At 61.9% G+C, this 15723-nt stretch carries 13 protein-coding genes; all 13 read left to right on the plus strand.

The genetic code is table 11. The annotated features are described in order from the left end of the window. Window positions 1-161: 161 nt before the first annotated feature. Entirely contained in the window at window positions 162-1799 is a 1638-nt protein-coding gene (gene arc, locus CIK76_RS05955) for a proteasome ATPase (RefSeq protein ID WP_255248367.1), read from the plus strand. Then, complete coding sequence (gene dop, locus CIK76_RS05960) at window positions 1796-3412, plus strand: depupylase/deamidase Dop (RefSeq protein ID WP_096284429.1); 1617 nt, start codon at window positions 1796-1798, stop codon at window positions 3410-3412. The genes arc and dop overlap by 4 nt, the downstream gene beginning before the upstream one ends. Window positions 3413-3478: 66 nt before the next feature. Further along, window positions 3479-3664: a ubiquitin-like protein Pup gene (locus CIK76_RS05965; RefSeq protein ID WP_096284431.1), complete on the plus strand. Its 186-nt coding sequence runs from the start codon at window positions 3479-3481 to the stop codon at window positions 3662-3664. 62 nt (window positions 3665-3726) lie between these two features. Further along, window positions 3727-5100 carry a Pup--protein ligase gene (pafA, locus tag CIK76_RS05970; RefSeq protein ID WP_096284433.1) on the plus strand — a complete coding sequence of 458 codons (1374 nt, stop codon included), beginning with the start codon at window positions 3727-3729 and terminating at the stop codon, window positions 5098-5100. Window positions 5101-5219: 119 nt separating this feature from the next. Further along, complete coding sequence (locus CIK76_RS05975; RefSeq protein WP_217990347.1) at window positions 5220-6152, plus strand: FKBP-type peptidyl-prolyl cis-trans isomerase; 933 nt, start codon at window positions 5220-5222, stop codon at window positions 6150-6152. Window positions 6153-6168: 16 nt separating this feature from the next. Then, complete coding sequence (locus CIK76_RS05980) at window positions 6169-6564, plus strand: FKBP-type peptidyl-prolyl cis-trans isomerase (protein WP_096284437.1); 396 nt, start codon at window positions 6169-6171, stop codon at window positions 6562-6564. Between the two features lie 104 nt (window positions 6565-6668). Next, window positions 6669-8672 (plus strand): WYL domain-containing protein, encoded by a 2004-nt coding sequence (locus CIK76_RS05985; RefSeq protein ID WP_096284439.1) that lies wholly within the window; start codon window positions 6669-6671, stop codon window positions 8670-8672. 3 nt (window positions 8673-8675) lie between these two features. Beyond that, complete coding sequence (locus CIK76_RS05990; protein WP_096284441.1) at window positions 8676-9035, plus strand: hypothetical protein; 360 nt, start codon at window positions 8676-8678, stop codon at window positions 9033-9035. Window positions 9036-9067: 32 nt separating this feature from the next. Then, the gene (gene tatA, locus CIK76_RS05995; protein WP_096284442.1) at window positions 9068-9283 is read left to right on the plus strand and encodes a Sec-independent protein translocase subunit TatA; all 216 of its coding nucleotides are present in this window, start codon (window positions 9068-9070) and stop codon (window positions 9281-9283) included. A gap of 9 nt (window positions 9284-9292) precedes the next feature. Beyond that, on the plus strand, window positions 9293-10144 hold the full coding sequence (gene tatC, locus CIK76_RS06000) for a twin-arginine translocase subunit TatC (RefSeq protein ID WP_105569070.1): 852 nt from the start codon (window positions 9293-9295) through the stop codon (window positions 10142-10144). A 58-nt stretch (window positions 10145-10202) separates the two neighbouring features. Continuing rightward, on the plus strand, window positions 10203-12986 hold the full coding sequence (locus tag CIK76_RS06005; protein ID WP_096284446.1) for a DEAD/DEAH box helicase: 2784 nt from the start codon (window positions 10203-10205) through the stop codon (window positions 12984-12986). A gap of 34 nt (window positions 12987-13020) precedes the next feature. After that, window positions 13021-14610 carry an amidohydrolase family protein gene (locus CIK76_RS06010; protein ID WP_096284448.1) on the plus strand — a complete coding sequence of 530 codons (1590 nt, stop codon included), beginning with the start codon at window positions 13021-13023 and terminating at the stop codon, window positions 14608-14610. A 381-nt stretch (window positions 14611-14991) separates the two neighbouring features. After that, window positions 14992-15720: a polyprenol monophosphomannose synthase gene (locus CIK76_RS06015; RefSeq protein WP_096284450.1), complete on the plus strand. Its 729-nt coding sequence runs from the start codon at window positions 14992-14994 to the stop codon at window positions 15718-15720. The last annotated feature ends 3 nt before the right edge of the window (window positions 15721-15723 follow it).

The raw sequence follows: 15723 nt of genomic DNA on the forward strand, positions 1-15723 counted from the left end.
CCCGGGAAATTCAATCCCGGGGCTTTACGTTCATAGGATGGACTCAGAACGACCCGCACAGCCAGCACCAGTAGCTGGCCATGCGTGGCGAACGGCGAGGTTTGGGAGAGTACAACGTGAGCGAAAACAACGAGGCGCAACGCGTCGCCGAACGGCTTCAGATGACCGAACGCCAGGTCAACGTGCTGCGCGAGAAGAACCGCAACCTGGACAAGCAGCTTGCCGGGATCAGCGGAAACAACCAGCGCCTCGTGGCCCTGTTGGAGCAGACTCGCGAACAGATCATCAACCTCAAATCCGCGCTGGAAAAAGACGGCGATACCCCGTTCAGCCACGGCACCATCGTGGCCAAGCACCCACGCAAGCATCCCGAAGCAGGCATGGGCATCGAAACCACCGCCGCGCAGGCGGTGGATGTGATCCACTCCGGACGCAAGATGCGTGTGGCCATCAGCCCGCTGCTGGATTTCGCCAAGCTGCACGTTGGCCAGCAGGTGCTGCTCAACGAGGCGCTGGTGGTCGTTGCGGGCCTGGGCTACGAGCAGTCCGGCGACCTGGTCACGATCAAGGAAATCCTCGAAGACCACCAGGCGGTGGTGATGGCGCGCGGCGATGACCAGCGAGTCATCGAATTCGCCGAACCGCTGCGCGGGGAACACCTGCGCGTCGGGGACCAGCTCACCATCGATGCCCGCACCGGTCTGGCGGTCAACCGGGTGCAGCTGACCGATATGCAGTCGCTGGTGCTCGAAGAGGTGCCGGATATCGACTATTCCGATATCGGCGGCCTGAATTCGCAGATCGAAGCGATCCAAGACTCGGTGGAGCTGCCTTTTGCCCACCCCGAGCTCTACCGCGAACACGGGCTGAGCGCACCGAAAGGCATCCTGCTCTACGGCCCTCCGGGCTGCGGCAAGACGCTGATCGCCAAGGCCGTGGCCAATTCCCTGGCCCAGCGCGCCGCGGCCCGCAAGGGCACCGGCCAGGCGAGAAGCTACTTCCTGAATATCAAGGGTCCGGAACTGCTCGATAAGTATGTGGGCGAAACCGAACGGCATATCCGGCTGATTTTCGCCCGAGCCCGGGAGAAGGCGCTGCACGGGGACCCGGTGGTGGTGTTCTTCGACGAGATGGAATCCCTCTTCCGCACCCGCGGGTCCGGGCTGTCCTCGGATGTCGAAACCACCATCGTGCCGCAGCTGCTGGCCGAAATCGACGGGGTGGAACGCCTGGATAACGTGATCGTCATCGGCGCGTCCAACCGCGAGGACATGATCGACCCGGCGATCCTCCGCCCGGGACGGTTGGATGTGAAGATCAAGATCCGCCGCCCCGACGCGCGAGGGGCCAGCGAAATCTTCGGCAAATACCTGACCACCGAGCTGCCGCTGCACGAATCCGAGGTGGCCGCCGACTCCGGGGACGCCCAAGAGACCGTGGACCGGATGATCGCCGGCACCGTGGCGGCCATGTACTCCACCGAGCAGTTCAACGAATTCTTGGAGGTCACCTACGTCAACGGCCAGGTGGAGGTGCTCTACTTCAAGGACTTCTCCTCCGGCGCGGTCATCCACAATGTGGTGGACCGGGCCAAGAAGCACGCGATCAAGGCGCTGATCACCAGCGGCGAACGCGGGTTGAAGATGGAATACCTCTTGCGTGCGGTGCGCGAGGAATTCGCCGAGCACGAGGATATGCCAAATACCACCAACCCGGATGACTGGGCGCGGATCTCCGGGCGCAAGGGCGAGCGGATCAGCCACATCCGTTCGCTGGTCAAGGCGAAGGACGCCTTGTGAGCGCCCGGCGCCTGGTCGGCCTGGAAACCGAATACGGGATCATTCGACCCGCGATGCCGCAAGCCAACTCGACGGTGCTCTCGGCGCAGATCGTCGACGCCTACGCCCAGCTGGTGCGCGACTCCGGCTCCGATGCCCGGGCCGCGCGCTGGGACTACTCCGATGAATCGCCGCTGGCCGATGCGCGCGGGCATTCGGTGGATCGTGCCCTTGCGCATCCGAGCCAGCTGACCGACTCCGAGCCCACGCTGGGGGACTCCGCGGTCTGGACGGCCGAATCGATTGCGCTGGACGGCAACGACGCCCGCGTCGGCGCCACGCTGTACCAGGAGAAGGACGCCACCGATGTGGTGATGAACATGGTGCTCGGCAACGGCGCGCGGCTCTACGTGGATCACGCGCACCCCGAATATTCCAGCCCCGAGGTCACCTCGCCGCGCGCCGCGGTGCTCTGGGACCATGCCGGGGACGAGGTGATGCGCCGGGCTGCGGCTAGCGCCGCAACGCTGGGCAGCGGCGAATTGCTGCTCTACAAGAACAACACGGACAACAAATCCGTCTCCTATGGTTCGCACGAAAACTATCTGGTGCCACGCGAGGTGGAATTCTCCGCGCTGGTCAGCGGGCTGACCGCCTTCTTCGCGACGCGGCAGATCTTCTGCGGCGCCGGACGCGTGGGCCGCGGCATGCTCGGGCGCGGCGCCGAATTCCAGATCTCCCAGCGCGCCGACTTCTTCGAGGCCGAGGTGGGCCTGGAAACCACCATCAACCGCCCGATCATCAATACCCGCGACGAACCGCACGCCAACTGGGACAAGTACCGCCGGCTGCACGTGATCATCGGGGACGCGAACCTTGGACAGATTTCCACGCTGCTGCGCGTGGGCACCACCAATCTGGTGCTCAGCCTCATCGAAGCGGGAATGTCCCCGAAGCTCGAGCTGGCGGACCCGGTGGCCGCGCTGCAGCAGATCAGCCACGACCCCACGCTGCGCGCCACGGTGGCGCTGCGCGGCGGCCGCAGTCTCACTGCAATTCAGATCCAGCGCAGCTACCTGGAGGCCGCCGAAAGCTTCTGCGCGCAGCGGGATCTGCAAGATCCGGATACCAACGAGATCCTTCGCCGCTGGCGCGACATCCTGGACACGCTCGAAAGGGATCCGCTGGAAGCGGCCGCGCAGGTCGATTGGGTGGCGAAGTACAAGCTGATGAAGTCCTTCACCGAACGGCACTCGGTGGGCTTCGACGATGCCCGGGTGGCCCTGATGGATCTGCAATGGGCGGATCTTCGCCTGGACAAGGGCCTGTACTACCGGATGGCTTCGCGGGGGCTGATCGAAACCATCTTCAGCCAAGCAGAAATCAACGCCGCGGTGGATCATCCGCCCGAGGATACCCGCGCCTACCTGCGCGGCATGACGCTGCAGCGCTATGCGTCATATGTGGTGGCCGCGAACTGGGACGCGCTGTCCTTCTCGGTGCCCGGCGCCCGCAAGGTCAGCCGATTCCACATGCCCGAGCCGCTGGCCGGCAGCCGGGCGCAGGTGGGGGAGCTCTTCGACGCCGAACTGGAAATCGCCGAGTTCATCGAGCAGTTGGCACGACGGCGCTAAACGGCGCAGAATGAAAACCAGAGGCGCGCAAAAACGTGGCGTTTCGACAGACTTTAGGAGAAGACCATGACCCAGGAAAATTTCTCGGCTCGCCGCGAAACCCAAGCGCAAGCGCTCGAAGCCGAGCAGGTGCAGGCGAACACGACCGGCACCAGCGCAGGCGTCGATGACCTGCTCGATGAAATCGACTCGGTGCTCGAGTCGAATGCCGAAGAGTTCGTGCGTGGATTCGTCCAAAAGGGTGGCCAGTAACCCGCGGGTGCAGCAGGTAACCGTTGCCTATGGGCAACATCATTGAGGGGAAGTAACTTCTGGTGGATCGCAGAATCTTCGGTCTGGAGACCGAGTTTGGGCTGAATTACGTGCCGTCCGACGGGCGGCGGCTCACCCCGGAAGACGCGGCACGGCACCTTTTCCGGCCGGTCGTCGCCTGGGGGCGTAGCTCCAACGTGTTCCTGAACAACGGTTCGCGGCTCTATCTCGACGTCGGTTCCCATCCGGAATACGCCACCGCCGAATGCGATCAGCTCCTGCAGCTGATCGCCCATGACCGGGCGGGGGAGGCGGTGATGCTCGATTTGGTCGAGCAGGCCGAGGAGCAGCTGCTCGAAGAAGGCCACGAGGGCCGTTTGTTCCTGTTCAAGAACAACGTGGACTCGGCCGGCAACTCCTACGGCTGCCACGAGAACTACTTGATTCCACGCAAAATCGAGTTCAAGCGGCTCGCCGACATGCTCATTCCATTCTTGGTCACCCGCCAGCTGCTCTGCGGTGCCGGGCATCTGGTGCAGGTGGCGGATCAAACCAAATTTGTGTTCTCCCAGCGCGCGGACCATATGTGGGAGGGCGTCTCCTCGGCGACCACCCGTTCGAGGCCGATTATCAACACCCGCGACGAACCGCATGCCGATGCCGAATACCATCGCCGCCTGCATGTCATCGTGGGGGATTCCTCGATGAGCGAAACCACGCAGCTGCTGAAGATCGGGGCCACCGACCTGGTCTTGCGGCTGATCGAGTCGGGGGAGATCTACCATGATCTGCGCCTGGAAAATCCGATCCGCTCGATCCGCAGCATCTCCCATGAATTCACCGGCCAAACGGTGGTGCGTTTGATGTCCGGCGACGAGCCGACGGCCTTGCAATTGCAGTGGAAGATCCTGGAACTGGTCAAGGCGTTTGTGGCCCGCCATGGGGCACACCACGACCAGGTCGAACGGGTTCTCGAATTGTGGGAGCGGGTGCTCGTCGCCATCGAAAGCCAGGACTTCTCGCCGATCGACCAGGATATCGACTGGGCGATCAAGCACAAGCTGATCACCGGATATGCGAAGAAGAACGACTTGGCACTGGATTCGCCTCGGATCGCGCAGCTGAACCTGACCTATCACGACATCGACCCGAACCGCGGGCTCTTCCATCTGTTGCGCCGCCGCGGACTGGCCAGTTCGGTGCTTGATCCGGCGATGATCCACGACGCGGTGGAGAACCCGCCGGCCACCACCCGTGCGGCTCTGCGCAGCAAATTCATTCGCGCCGCGCGCGTCACCGGCCGGCGCTACTCAACCGACTGGGTCCATATGAAGTATGAGGAAGGCGAGGGCGGGGTCGTGTTGTGCAAGGATCCCTTTGCCACCTCTAATTCGGCGGTTGATGAGCTCATTGAAGTGATGCGCCGCCCCGTATGACCAGCTGAAAACAAGTATTTTCACAGTAAATACCCCTAAGCTAGATGCAGATCGTCGCGCGCCCTTGCTTCGGCAAGATGCGTCAGCAGAACAAATAATTCTTATCGGAAAGAAGATTCGTGCGAAAAGTTTTGGCAGTATGTGCAACCGCGTCCGTCTTGGCCCTCGTCTCCTGTGGTTCGGGCTCCAGCTCCGTGAGCAAGGTCGAGGTGAAGCCAGCCGCAGACGAGCAGACCGCGCCCGAGGTCAATTTCAAGGCTCCGCTGCTTACCGAGAAGGAAGAGGCAGTCACCGTCGTCGAGGGTGATGGTCCCGATATCAAAGATGGCGACACCATCGACATCCAGTCGGGCCTCTACAAGACCATCGATGGGCAGCTGACCAACGAAAACTTCACTGGCGCCACCACGCAGATGCCGGTGGACGCCACGCTTAAAGAGCAGATGCCTGAACTCTATGAGACCCTGCTGACCTCGCAGGTCGGGGACTGGATCGCCTACGCGGCCATCGACGGAGTGCAGCAGCCCGATGGCAGCATCGCCGAGCCTGCCGAGGGCGCTCGCGCCGAACGCCTGATCGTCATCAAGATCGCCGACTCCGTCGGTGCCAGCAAGCCGCTGACCCAGGACGAGGTCAAGAAGCTGAAGGACGACGGGAAACTGCCAACCGTAAAGACCGGCAAGGGCGACCCGATCATCACCATTCCTGAGGACACCGAAGCACCCGAGGGCCTCGTAGTGGATGTCCTCGAAGAGGGCACCGGTCCGGAAGCCACCGAAACCGCCAGCGCCAACGTCCACTACCATGGCGTGCGTTGGGAAGACGGCAAGAAGTTCGACGGAAACTTCGGCGACGACAAGGGCTTTGACATGAAGATGTCCGGCGGCGTGATCGAGGGCTGGCTCGAAGGCCTGAAGGGCCTGAAGGAAGGCAGCAAGGTCTTGCTGACCATCCCGTCGAATATGGCCTACGGTGACGACGCTTCCTCCGGACGTCCAACCGGACCGCTGGTGTTCTACGTAGAATTAGACAAGGTAACCGAAAGCAAGTAACAGAAAGGCCGTAAACATGTCCTTTGGAGAACGTAATTACGACCGCACCAAGCCTGAAATCGACTTTCCAGGTACCGACGCGCCCACCGAGCTGGTCATCACCGACCTGATCGAGGGCGACGGCGCCGAGGTCACCCCGGGCACCACCGTCCAGGCGCACTATGTAGGCGTATCCTGGTCCACGGGCGAAGAGTTCGACGCCTCCTGGAACCGTGGTTCGACCCTCGACTTCCCAGTGGGCGTCGGCATGGTCATCCAGGGTTGGGACCAGGGCCTGTTGGGCATGAAGGTCGGCGGCCGCCGCCGTCTGGAGATCCCTTCCGAGTTGGCCTACGGCGAACGCGGCGCACCGGGCGCCATCGCGCCGAACGAAGCCTTGATCTTCGTGGTTGACCTGATGGGCACCAAATAATTCATTGAAGAAAGCCCCAAGAGTTGCGTACATTTTCGCAATTCTTGGGGCTTTCCTCGTCTTCAAAGTCTTAGATCGGCGCGGAAGTTCGTTAGGGTAGGCACGTGAGCACAAAGCAGAGTGACGGACCCAGCAAGGCGGAACGCCTGACAAGTCTCATCTACGCGTTGGCGACTACCGAACGGAAGTTCAATGCCGAACGCATCGGAGACTATCTGAACCCCGGCGGCAACCCGGAGGCCCGTGAAAAGGCCATCGAACGGTTGAAGGACGAGATCCGCAACGAGTTCGGGCTGCGGCTGATCTCCGAAAGCGTCGACGGGACGGCGTACTACCGGATCGATACCAGCGACTGGTTCCTGCCCGCAGTGAACTTCACCGTCGCCGAAACCGGGCTGATCGCCCTCGCGGCGAGCCTCTGGAAGGATTCGAAACTCCAAGCCCTCGCGCTCAGCGCCGCCGCGCGCATCACCGGCACGCAGAGCACCGAGCTGAGCATCGCACCCTATGCCGCGGCAATGCTCCCGCGGCTATCCATGGACGACCCAAATTTCAAGACCTGCGCGCTGGCGGTCTTCAACAGGAAAACGCTGAAGTTCGACTACCAGGACGCCCAGGGAAACACGAGCAAGCGTGTGGTGGATATGTGGGGGATCGGCCAACGATTCGGCAATTGGTACTTCACCGGCTGGGACCACTCGCGCGCCGCGCCGCGCGTTTTCAGGCTCAACCGCGTGCAGGGAAACTTTGCCACCCAGGTTCGCCGCGACGGCGCGTCCAGCGGGGATTACCGGGCACGGCCAAAAGATTTTTCGATGACCCGGGTGCTGCAGGATTTTGACCTGCGCAACCCCGGGCATCTCGCGGTGGTGGAACTGCTCGACGAGCGGGCCACCCCGCTGCGGGCCCGGGCGATCAATGGGACGCGCAGCTCCGCGACGCTCAATATCGGATATGCCGACCGGCATTCCTTTGCGGCCGAGCTAGCCAGCTACGGGGCGTCCATCAGGGTCCTGGAACCAGCACCACTGGTTTCCCAGGTGGCCGCTATTCTCCGCCAGGCCCGTGCGGCGCAGGCCGATATTCCCACGCGCCCGGCGGTGCAGAGCGCAAAGTTCACGCCGCACCGCGCCATGGGACGAAGCTCAACCGCCCAGCAGGTGATGCGGAATATCGACATGATCCAGTTCGTGGTCGCCCAGGGCTCGGCGACCATCGGCGAGTTGAGCGAACGCTACTCGTTGACGCAGGCGAAGGTCCGCGACGAGCTGGCGATGATCATGATGTGCGGTGTGCCAAATGGCCAGCACGATGAACTGATCAACGTGAACGATGGCGATCTGGATTCGGACGTAGTCACCATCTCCAACGCGGCCCTGCTTGCCGAACCGCAAAAGCTTGCCCCGCTGGAAGCCGTGGCGGTGCTGGGCGGTTTGAACGCCCTGGGCAGCATCCCGGAATTTGAACACCGCGACGTGCTGCAGACCGCGTTGGAGAAGATCAATGCCGCGGTGGCACGCTTCGAGGGGTGGAATGGCGCGTTGGGCTTTGCCTTGACCCAGGTCCGCGAGCATGACACTCCGGGCCAGCTGATCCAGGCGCTGCGCAACGCCGAGGTTGTGGAAATCGACTACTATTCGGCGAATTCGCAAACCCACCAGTTGCGCGTCATTGAACCCTTGCGGATCATTGAAGACGGTCCGGTCCAGTACCTGCGTGCGTGGTGCCGTACCCGCGAGGCAATCCTCACCTTCCGGGTTGACCGCGTGCTCGAAGTCACGCTCACCGGGGAGCGCTTTGAACTCACCGAGCGCCATCGGGATGTCGAGAAGCTGGATTTCAGCTATTCGGCAAACAGCGATGATCTAGTAGTTGAATTTTTCGTGCATCAAGACGTTCTGCCGGTGATCGAGGCGTTCAACCCGGTAGCATGGTCTCAATCCAAGGTTGACTCGGGTCATCTCGCGAAAGTGCAGCTATCGGACCATCTCGTTGCGGCCCCTTGGGTGGCCCGCAACGGCGGTAAGATTGCTGTAGTCGCCCCTGACGCTACACGCGAACGCGTGACTAAGTGGTTGGACGACGCTATCAGAATGTATGAGGATTGATAGATGCTTCCTTGGTGGTTTTGGGTTCTCCTATGGACCGTCCTAGTCCTTGCAACGCTGCTCCTGGCGGTGTTTGCCGGCTTCCGTTTGTTCCGCCGCGGCATGGCCGTGCTCGGCAGCGCCTCGGACGCGGCTGACCATATTAGCGGCGAATTCGCCAAGCCCGGCAGCGTAGTTGACTACGCGCCGGTGGGACGGCGGTACCCCCACGGAACCGATGCAACTCATGGCGATCCAGAGAAGATCTCCAAGAAGAGGCTGAAGGGCAAAGCCGAACGAATCGAGGCGCGACGTGTTAAGCGCGTGGCTCGTCGCAGTGATCGAGGACAGGCGCAAAACATGCGCGATCTGAATCTGTTCTGACGTAGACTTAAGTTTGAGAGAAGGGAACCAACATGTTTGGTGGTTTACAGGGATGGCATTTGGTCATCATTATCGTTTTGGCATTGCTGCTCTTCGGTGCGCCGAAGCTTCCGGGTTTGGCGCGCTCAATGGGTCAGTCACTGCGTATTTTCAAGTCTGAGGTTCGTCAGATGAAAGACGATGACAAGCCGGAAACCGTTGACGGGACCGTGAATGAACCGAATCCCGACGAAAAGAACAACTCGTAGACCTTTTCAGTGGTAAATAGCAAAGATAAGGCACCGCGGTCCAAGAAAAAGACGCGGTCCAAAGACGCCGAGGGGCGGATGTCCCTCAAAGACCACCTGATCGAAGCGCGCAATCGGCTCTTCAAGTCGTTGATCGCCCTGGCGATCGGTACCGTGGCAGGGTTCTTCCTCTACGACGAACTCCTCGCGCTGCTCATCGAACCGGTGAAGGCAGCCGGGGGATCGGTGAACTTCACCGCGGTAATGTCTCCTTTCGACATTCTGCTGAAGGTCGCGATCTTCGTTGGCATAGTCGCTTCCTCCCCGGTCTGGATCTACCAGATCTGGGCCTTTATCGTGCCCGGATTGAAAAAGAAGGAACGCCGCCTGGGCTATTCCTTCGCCGCCGCAGCCGCACCCTTGTTCCTCGGTGGCGTGGCCATGGCCTACTTCGTGCTTCCTTTTGCATTGCAGTTCTTTATCGGGCTGGCTCCGGAGAATTCCGAAACTCTGTTCACCATCGATACCTACCTGCCATTTATCTTCCGCCTGCTGCTCGCCTTCGGCCTGGCCATGCTGGTACCGGTCTTGATGGTGGGTTTGAACATGGTCGGAGTGCTGCATTCAAAGGTCATTCTCAAGAACTGGCGGATTACCGTCTTCCTCATCGCCCTCGTGGCAGCCATGGCGGCACCAGGCGGCGACGCGATCACCATGTTCGCGCTAGCTGGACCGCTCTTCCTGACCTTCGCAGCGGCCACGCTGTTCTGCTTCCTGAACGACAAGAAGCGGGCCAAGAAGCAGGCGGCACAAGATGCGGCAAACGAGAATATGGCGGACGGGACCGCCTCATCGATCGATGAACCAAGTACCGAGGTCTAGCACCAATAGCTAAGTGTTTCGGAACGGCGATCCCGTTCCAGAAAGTGAACGGCCGATAGTGACTTCACCCGCGGAGCGATACGCGAATTCCAAGGAACGACAGGTCGAAAGCGGCACCTATTTGCCCGACTTCCGTGCCAGCGTGTCCTTCAACCTCGACGAATTCCAGTCCCAAGCCTGCCAGTCGGTGGCCAACGGCCATAGCGTGCTGGTCGCCGCGCCCACCGGTGCGGGCAAGACGGTAGTCGGTGAATTCGCTATCTATCAGGCGATTCACGAGCACCGCAAGGCCTTCTACACCACCCCGATCAAGGCGTTGAGCAACCAGAAGTATTCCGAACTGGTCAAACGCTACGGGCCGGAGCAGGTCGGGCTGCTCACCGGCGACACCTCGATCAACAGCGAAGCCCAAGTGGTGATCATGACCACCGAAGTGCTGCGCAATATGCTCTATGCGGACTCCCGCACGCTGGACGGGCTGGGCTACGTGATCATGGATGAGGTCCATTACCTCGCCGATAAGTTCCGTGGCGCGGTGTGGGAAGAAGTCATCATCCACCTGCCCTCGAACGTACAGACAATTTCCTTGTCGGCCACCGTATCCAACGCCGAGGAATTCGGTGGTTGGCTGGACACCGTGCGCGGGCAGACCGACATCATCGTCTCCGAGCATCGCCCCGTCCCGCTCTTTCAGCACGTGATGGTCGGCCCTGAGCTCGTGGATCTCTTCGCCGAAGACGTCGCCTTTGACCGGGCGGCGGACGAAGATGCCAAGATCAGCGTCAACCCCGAATTGCGCAAGCTGGTTCGCAGCAACCGTCCGGCCGGACGCCCCCAGCGTGGCGGACGGGGTCCGCAACGCGGCCGTGCCCAAGGACCGGGCCAGAGCCGCCGGGTCAGCCGCCGCGACGTGATCTCCCGGTTGGATAAGGCCGAACTGCTGCCGGCGATCTTCTTCATCTTCTCCCGCAAGGGCTGCGACATGGCCCTGCAGCAGTGCGTCTCGGCGGATCTGCGGCTCACTACGAACGAGGAAGCCGCGCAGATCGCCGAGGTGCTGGATGAGGTCGCCTACCGGATACCCGGTGAGGACCTCGATGTGCTCGAATTCTGGTCCTGGCGCGACGGACTGCTGCGCGGGATCGCCTCGCACCATGCAGGCCTTCTGCCGATCTTCAAAGAAATTGTGGAAGACCTTTTCGCCCGAAATCTGATCAAGGTGGTCTTCGCGACCGAAACGCTGGCCTTGGGTGTTAATATGCCGGCCCGTTCGGTGGTGCTGGAAAAGCTGGTGAAATTCAACGGCGAATCCCATGTGCAGATCTCCTCGGGGGAGTACACCCAGCTCACCGGGCGTGCAGGACGCCGCGGCATCGATGTTGAGGGCCACTCGATCGTGCTGTGGAATCCGGATATCGAACCGGAAGCCTTGGCCGGGTTGGCCTCCCGGCGTACCTACCCGCTGAACTCTTCCTTCCGCCCGACCTACAACATGTCCACCAACCTGCTGGCGCAGTTCGGACGCGAACAGACCCGCCAGATCCTGGAGTCGTCTTTCGCGCAGTATCAGGCGGACCGTTCGGTGGTCGGCATGGCGCGGCAGGTGCGTTCGCGCGAGGAGTCGTTGGCCGGCTACGAGAAGTCCATGGAATGCCATCTGGGGGACTTCCGCGAATATCTGAAACTCCAACGCGACCTTTCCGAAGCCGAGAAGCGGGCGGCCAAGAACCGCAAGAACCTGCGCCGCTCGGCCGCAGAAAATTCCCTGCAGTCGGTGATCCGCGGCGATGTCGTTGATCTGCCCGGCGGACGACGATTCGGGCGGGCGGTCATCGTCGCCCTGGACGAGTCGCTGTACAAGCCGCGCCACACGGTACTGACCGAAGAAGGCCAACTGCGCCGGCTCTCCGTCGATGACCTCAACGGTCCGATAGAGATCATCTCCCGCATCCGGATCCCCAAGGGGTTCACCGGAAAGAGCCCGAAGGAACGCCGGGATCTGGCCACCGCCCTGCGCAATGCGATCGCCGATGAACGCCCTCCGCGACAGGACGCCCAGAGCTTCAATTTTGACGGTGCGGACTCCGTCGAACGCGAGAGCGACAAGCTGCGCCTGGCCATGAAGGACCACCCCTGCCACGCCTGCTCCGACCGGGACGCGCATATGCGCTGGGCCGATAGGTACTGGAAGCTGAAGAAGGACACGGACAAGGCACGCCGCGCGATCCGCGGGCGCACCAATACGATCGCCACCGAGTTCGACAAGGTCTGCAAGGTCCTCGAGCGGTTCGACTACCTGATTCCCAGCAATGACGGCGAAGACTACGAAATTACCGCCTCGGGCCGTCGGCTGCGTCGCATCTATGGCGAACGCGACCTGTTGACCAGCCAAGTCCTGGAAACTGGCAAGCTCAACGGGCTGCACCCCGAAGAGCTCTGCGCGGTGGTTGCGGCGCTGGTCTACCAGGGGCGCCGTGACTACGACAGGCCCGATCCGAAGATGCCCACCGACCGGGTCGGCGATATCTGGACCCAGACGATCAATATCTGGGGCACGCTCTCGGACGCCGAGGAGGCACTGGGGCTGAACCCCACCGCACCGCCCGAGGCCGGACTGATCTGGCCCATGTACAAGTGGTCGCGCGGCGCTTCGCTCAACAGCGCACTGCGCGGGGGAGATATGGCCCCGGGCGACTTTGTGCGCTGGGCCAAGCAGGTGATCGACACCCTGGACCAGTTCGGCAAAAACACCGACCTGCCGGTGGAGCTGGTCAGGTCCGCACGCCAGGCAGTTGACCTGGTCAAGCGTGGGGTCATCGCCTATTCGAACGTCCTTGATTAATCGCAGCCGGTTTGAGAACAAAGGAAAATAACTCGTGGCACTAACCCTGTACCGCAATGGATCCATCTATTCCGCGGCCGATCCTTTCGCAACGGCTCTGGTCATCGACGGGGATACCGTCGCCTGGCTGGGCGGTGAAGAGGCCGCCGACCGTTATGCGGCAAAGGCCGATCGGGTGATAGATCTCCAAGGCGCCTTGGTGACCCCGGCGTTTGTGGAGTCCCATGCCCATTTGGCGGCCCTTGGCCGCAGCCTCGGGGGAGCGGACCTGACCGGCGCCGGCTCTGCCACCGAACTGCTCAGCCTGCTGGCGCAGCGTGCCAAAACCGCCGAAGATGTGGTGGTTGGCCAGGGCTGGGACGAAACCGCGTGGTCCGAGCCTTCGCTTCCGAACGAAACGGATCTGACCTCGGCCGCCGCTGGCCGGCCATATTACCTGTCCAGGCGCGACGTGCACAGCGCCCTGGTGAACCGGGAGCTGCTGGACCGCCTCGGTCTGGGCTCCATCACCTCGGGCCTGGTCCGCGGCGCCGAGCACGACGAGGTACGCCGGGCGTTGCTGACCCAAGGCCCAGCGGTGGAGCAATTCCAGCAGCTGGCCCTGGAGCACTACGCCTCGCGTGGCTTTGCCACGGTCGTGGAGATGGCCGCCCCGCAGCTCGAGGGCCGTGCGGCGCTGGACCAGCTGCTGGCCAAGGACCTCACTGCTTTGCCGCAGGTCTACGCTTACTGGGGCGAGCTGGTGGACAGCGCCGAGCAGGCCGATGAACTGATGCGCTCCTTCCCGCCGGGCCGGGTGCTTGGACTTGGCGGAGACCTGAGTGTGGATGGATCGCTAGGCAGCCGCACCGCGTACTTGCGCGAAGACTACAGCGATCAGCCCGGCCACCGCGGCCAGGCCTATCTGAGCGTCGAGCAGATCGCCGGACACCTGATCGCCTGCTCGGAGCAGGGGATCCAGGCAGCGTTCCACGTGATCGGCGATGCGGCCCTGGATCTGCTGCTCGCGGGCTTTGATGCGGCGGCGCAGCGGATCGGTGTAGCCAAGCTGCAGTCGGCGCGGCACCGCTTGGAACATGTGGAGATGGTAGATGAGCCAACTCGTGCACGGTTGCTTTCCTACTCGATCACCGTGTCCATGCAGCCGGGCTTCGACGCGCTCTGGGGCGGCCCTGAAGGCATGTACGAGCAACGCCTAGGCGAGCGCGCGGCAACGATGAACAATCTTTCTGCCATGCTTTCCAGCGGCGTTCCGTTGGTGCTTGGCTCTGACGCCCCGGTCACCGAGGTCGATGGTTGGGCCGTGGTGCGCGCGGCCATGTCCATGAGCAACCCGGAGGCACGTATTTCGGCTCGCGCCGGATTCATGGGCCAAACCCGCTCGACCTATCGTGCGATGGGGGAACTGAACCCGTTTGCCGGGCAGCTGGTTATCGGCGCTCCGGCCACCTTCGCGGTGTGGAGCGCGTCCGAATTGGCGATTCAGACCCCGGATGAGCGGATTAGTTCCTGGAGTACCGATGCCCGGGCGGGAACGCCGATGCTTCCGGTGGTTGATGAAGAGATTCCGCGGTGCTTGCGAACCGTGCGTGCCGGTGCCACGATCTTCGACCGGATGGATTAGCGGAATTAGCCCTCAGCATAATCCCCTCTGCTTCAAGTTCTTCGATATCACAAATCTAGGCTTTGACAAGTATAGATTTAGTGAAGATTGTAGTCACCATATGGTTGACAGCCGGGGTAGGGGAACGACTAGGCTGGGGGACAGCGCCTCATCGTAATGCACTGCATTGCGTTCGAAACGACGCAGTACGATAGCGATCCCCGGTGACCTTAGATAACATTTCGCACGCTTCACGTATGTGAGATTGGGCCGAAGTCACCGGGGATTGCTGTGTCTAATAGTGCTGCGGGTTTCCGGGTGACTATACTTTGAATTTGGCTTTACTCTCCGCCCTGTTCGCAGGTTGGAACTTCTGTTGTATATCTAGAAAGGTGCCGCCGCGTGCGCGTCATTACGATCATTCCGACTTATAACGAATTGGAGTCGCTCCCACTGACGGTGGGGCGTCTTCGACAGGCCGTTCCGGATTCGGATGTTTTGATCGTGGACGATAACTCCCCGGACGGCACCGGTGAACTTGCGGACAAGTTCGCGGCCGAGGACTCATCGGTCCACGTCCTTCACCGGACCGGCAAGGAAGGCCTGGGCGCCGCCTACATCGCTGGCTTCCGCTGGGCGCTGGAACGCGACTACGACGTGCTGGTGGAAATGGACGCCGATGGCTCGCATATGCCTGAGCAGCTTCCACGCCTGCTGGAGGCCAGCGCCGCCGGCGCCGACCTCGTCATTGGTTCACGCTGGGTCAAGGGCGGTGAGGTCGTCAACTGGCCGCTGCACCGCAAGCTGATCTCCCGCGGTGGCAGCTTCTACGCTCGCACCATGCTCGGCCTGCCGCTGCGCGACATTACCGCCGGATACCGCGCCTTCAAGCGCACCACCCTCGAAGCGATCGATTTCGACGCGGTAGAGTCCCGCGGCTACGGATTCCAAGTCGACATGACCTTCCGTGTGGCGATGCTGCGCAAGAAGATCGTCGAGGTTCCGGTGACTTTCGTGGAACGTGAACTTGGCGATTCGAAGATGAGCGGAAACATCGTGTTCGAAGCAATGTGGAACGTGACCCGTTGGGGACTAGGCGCACGTTGGAAGAAACTGACTTCCAAGAAGTAGCGC

Origin of the sequence: Glutamicibacter sp. BW80 (assembly GCF_002332385.1) — a bacterium.
In the GTDB taxonomy this organism is placed as follows: Bacteria; Actinomycetota; Actinomycetes; order Actinomycetales; family Micrococcaceae; genus Glutamicibacter.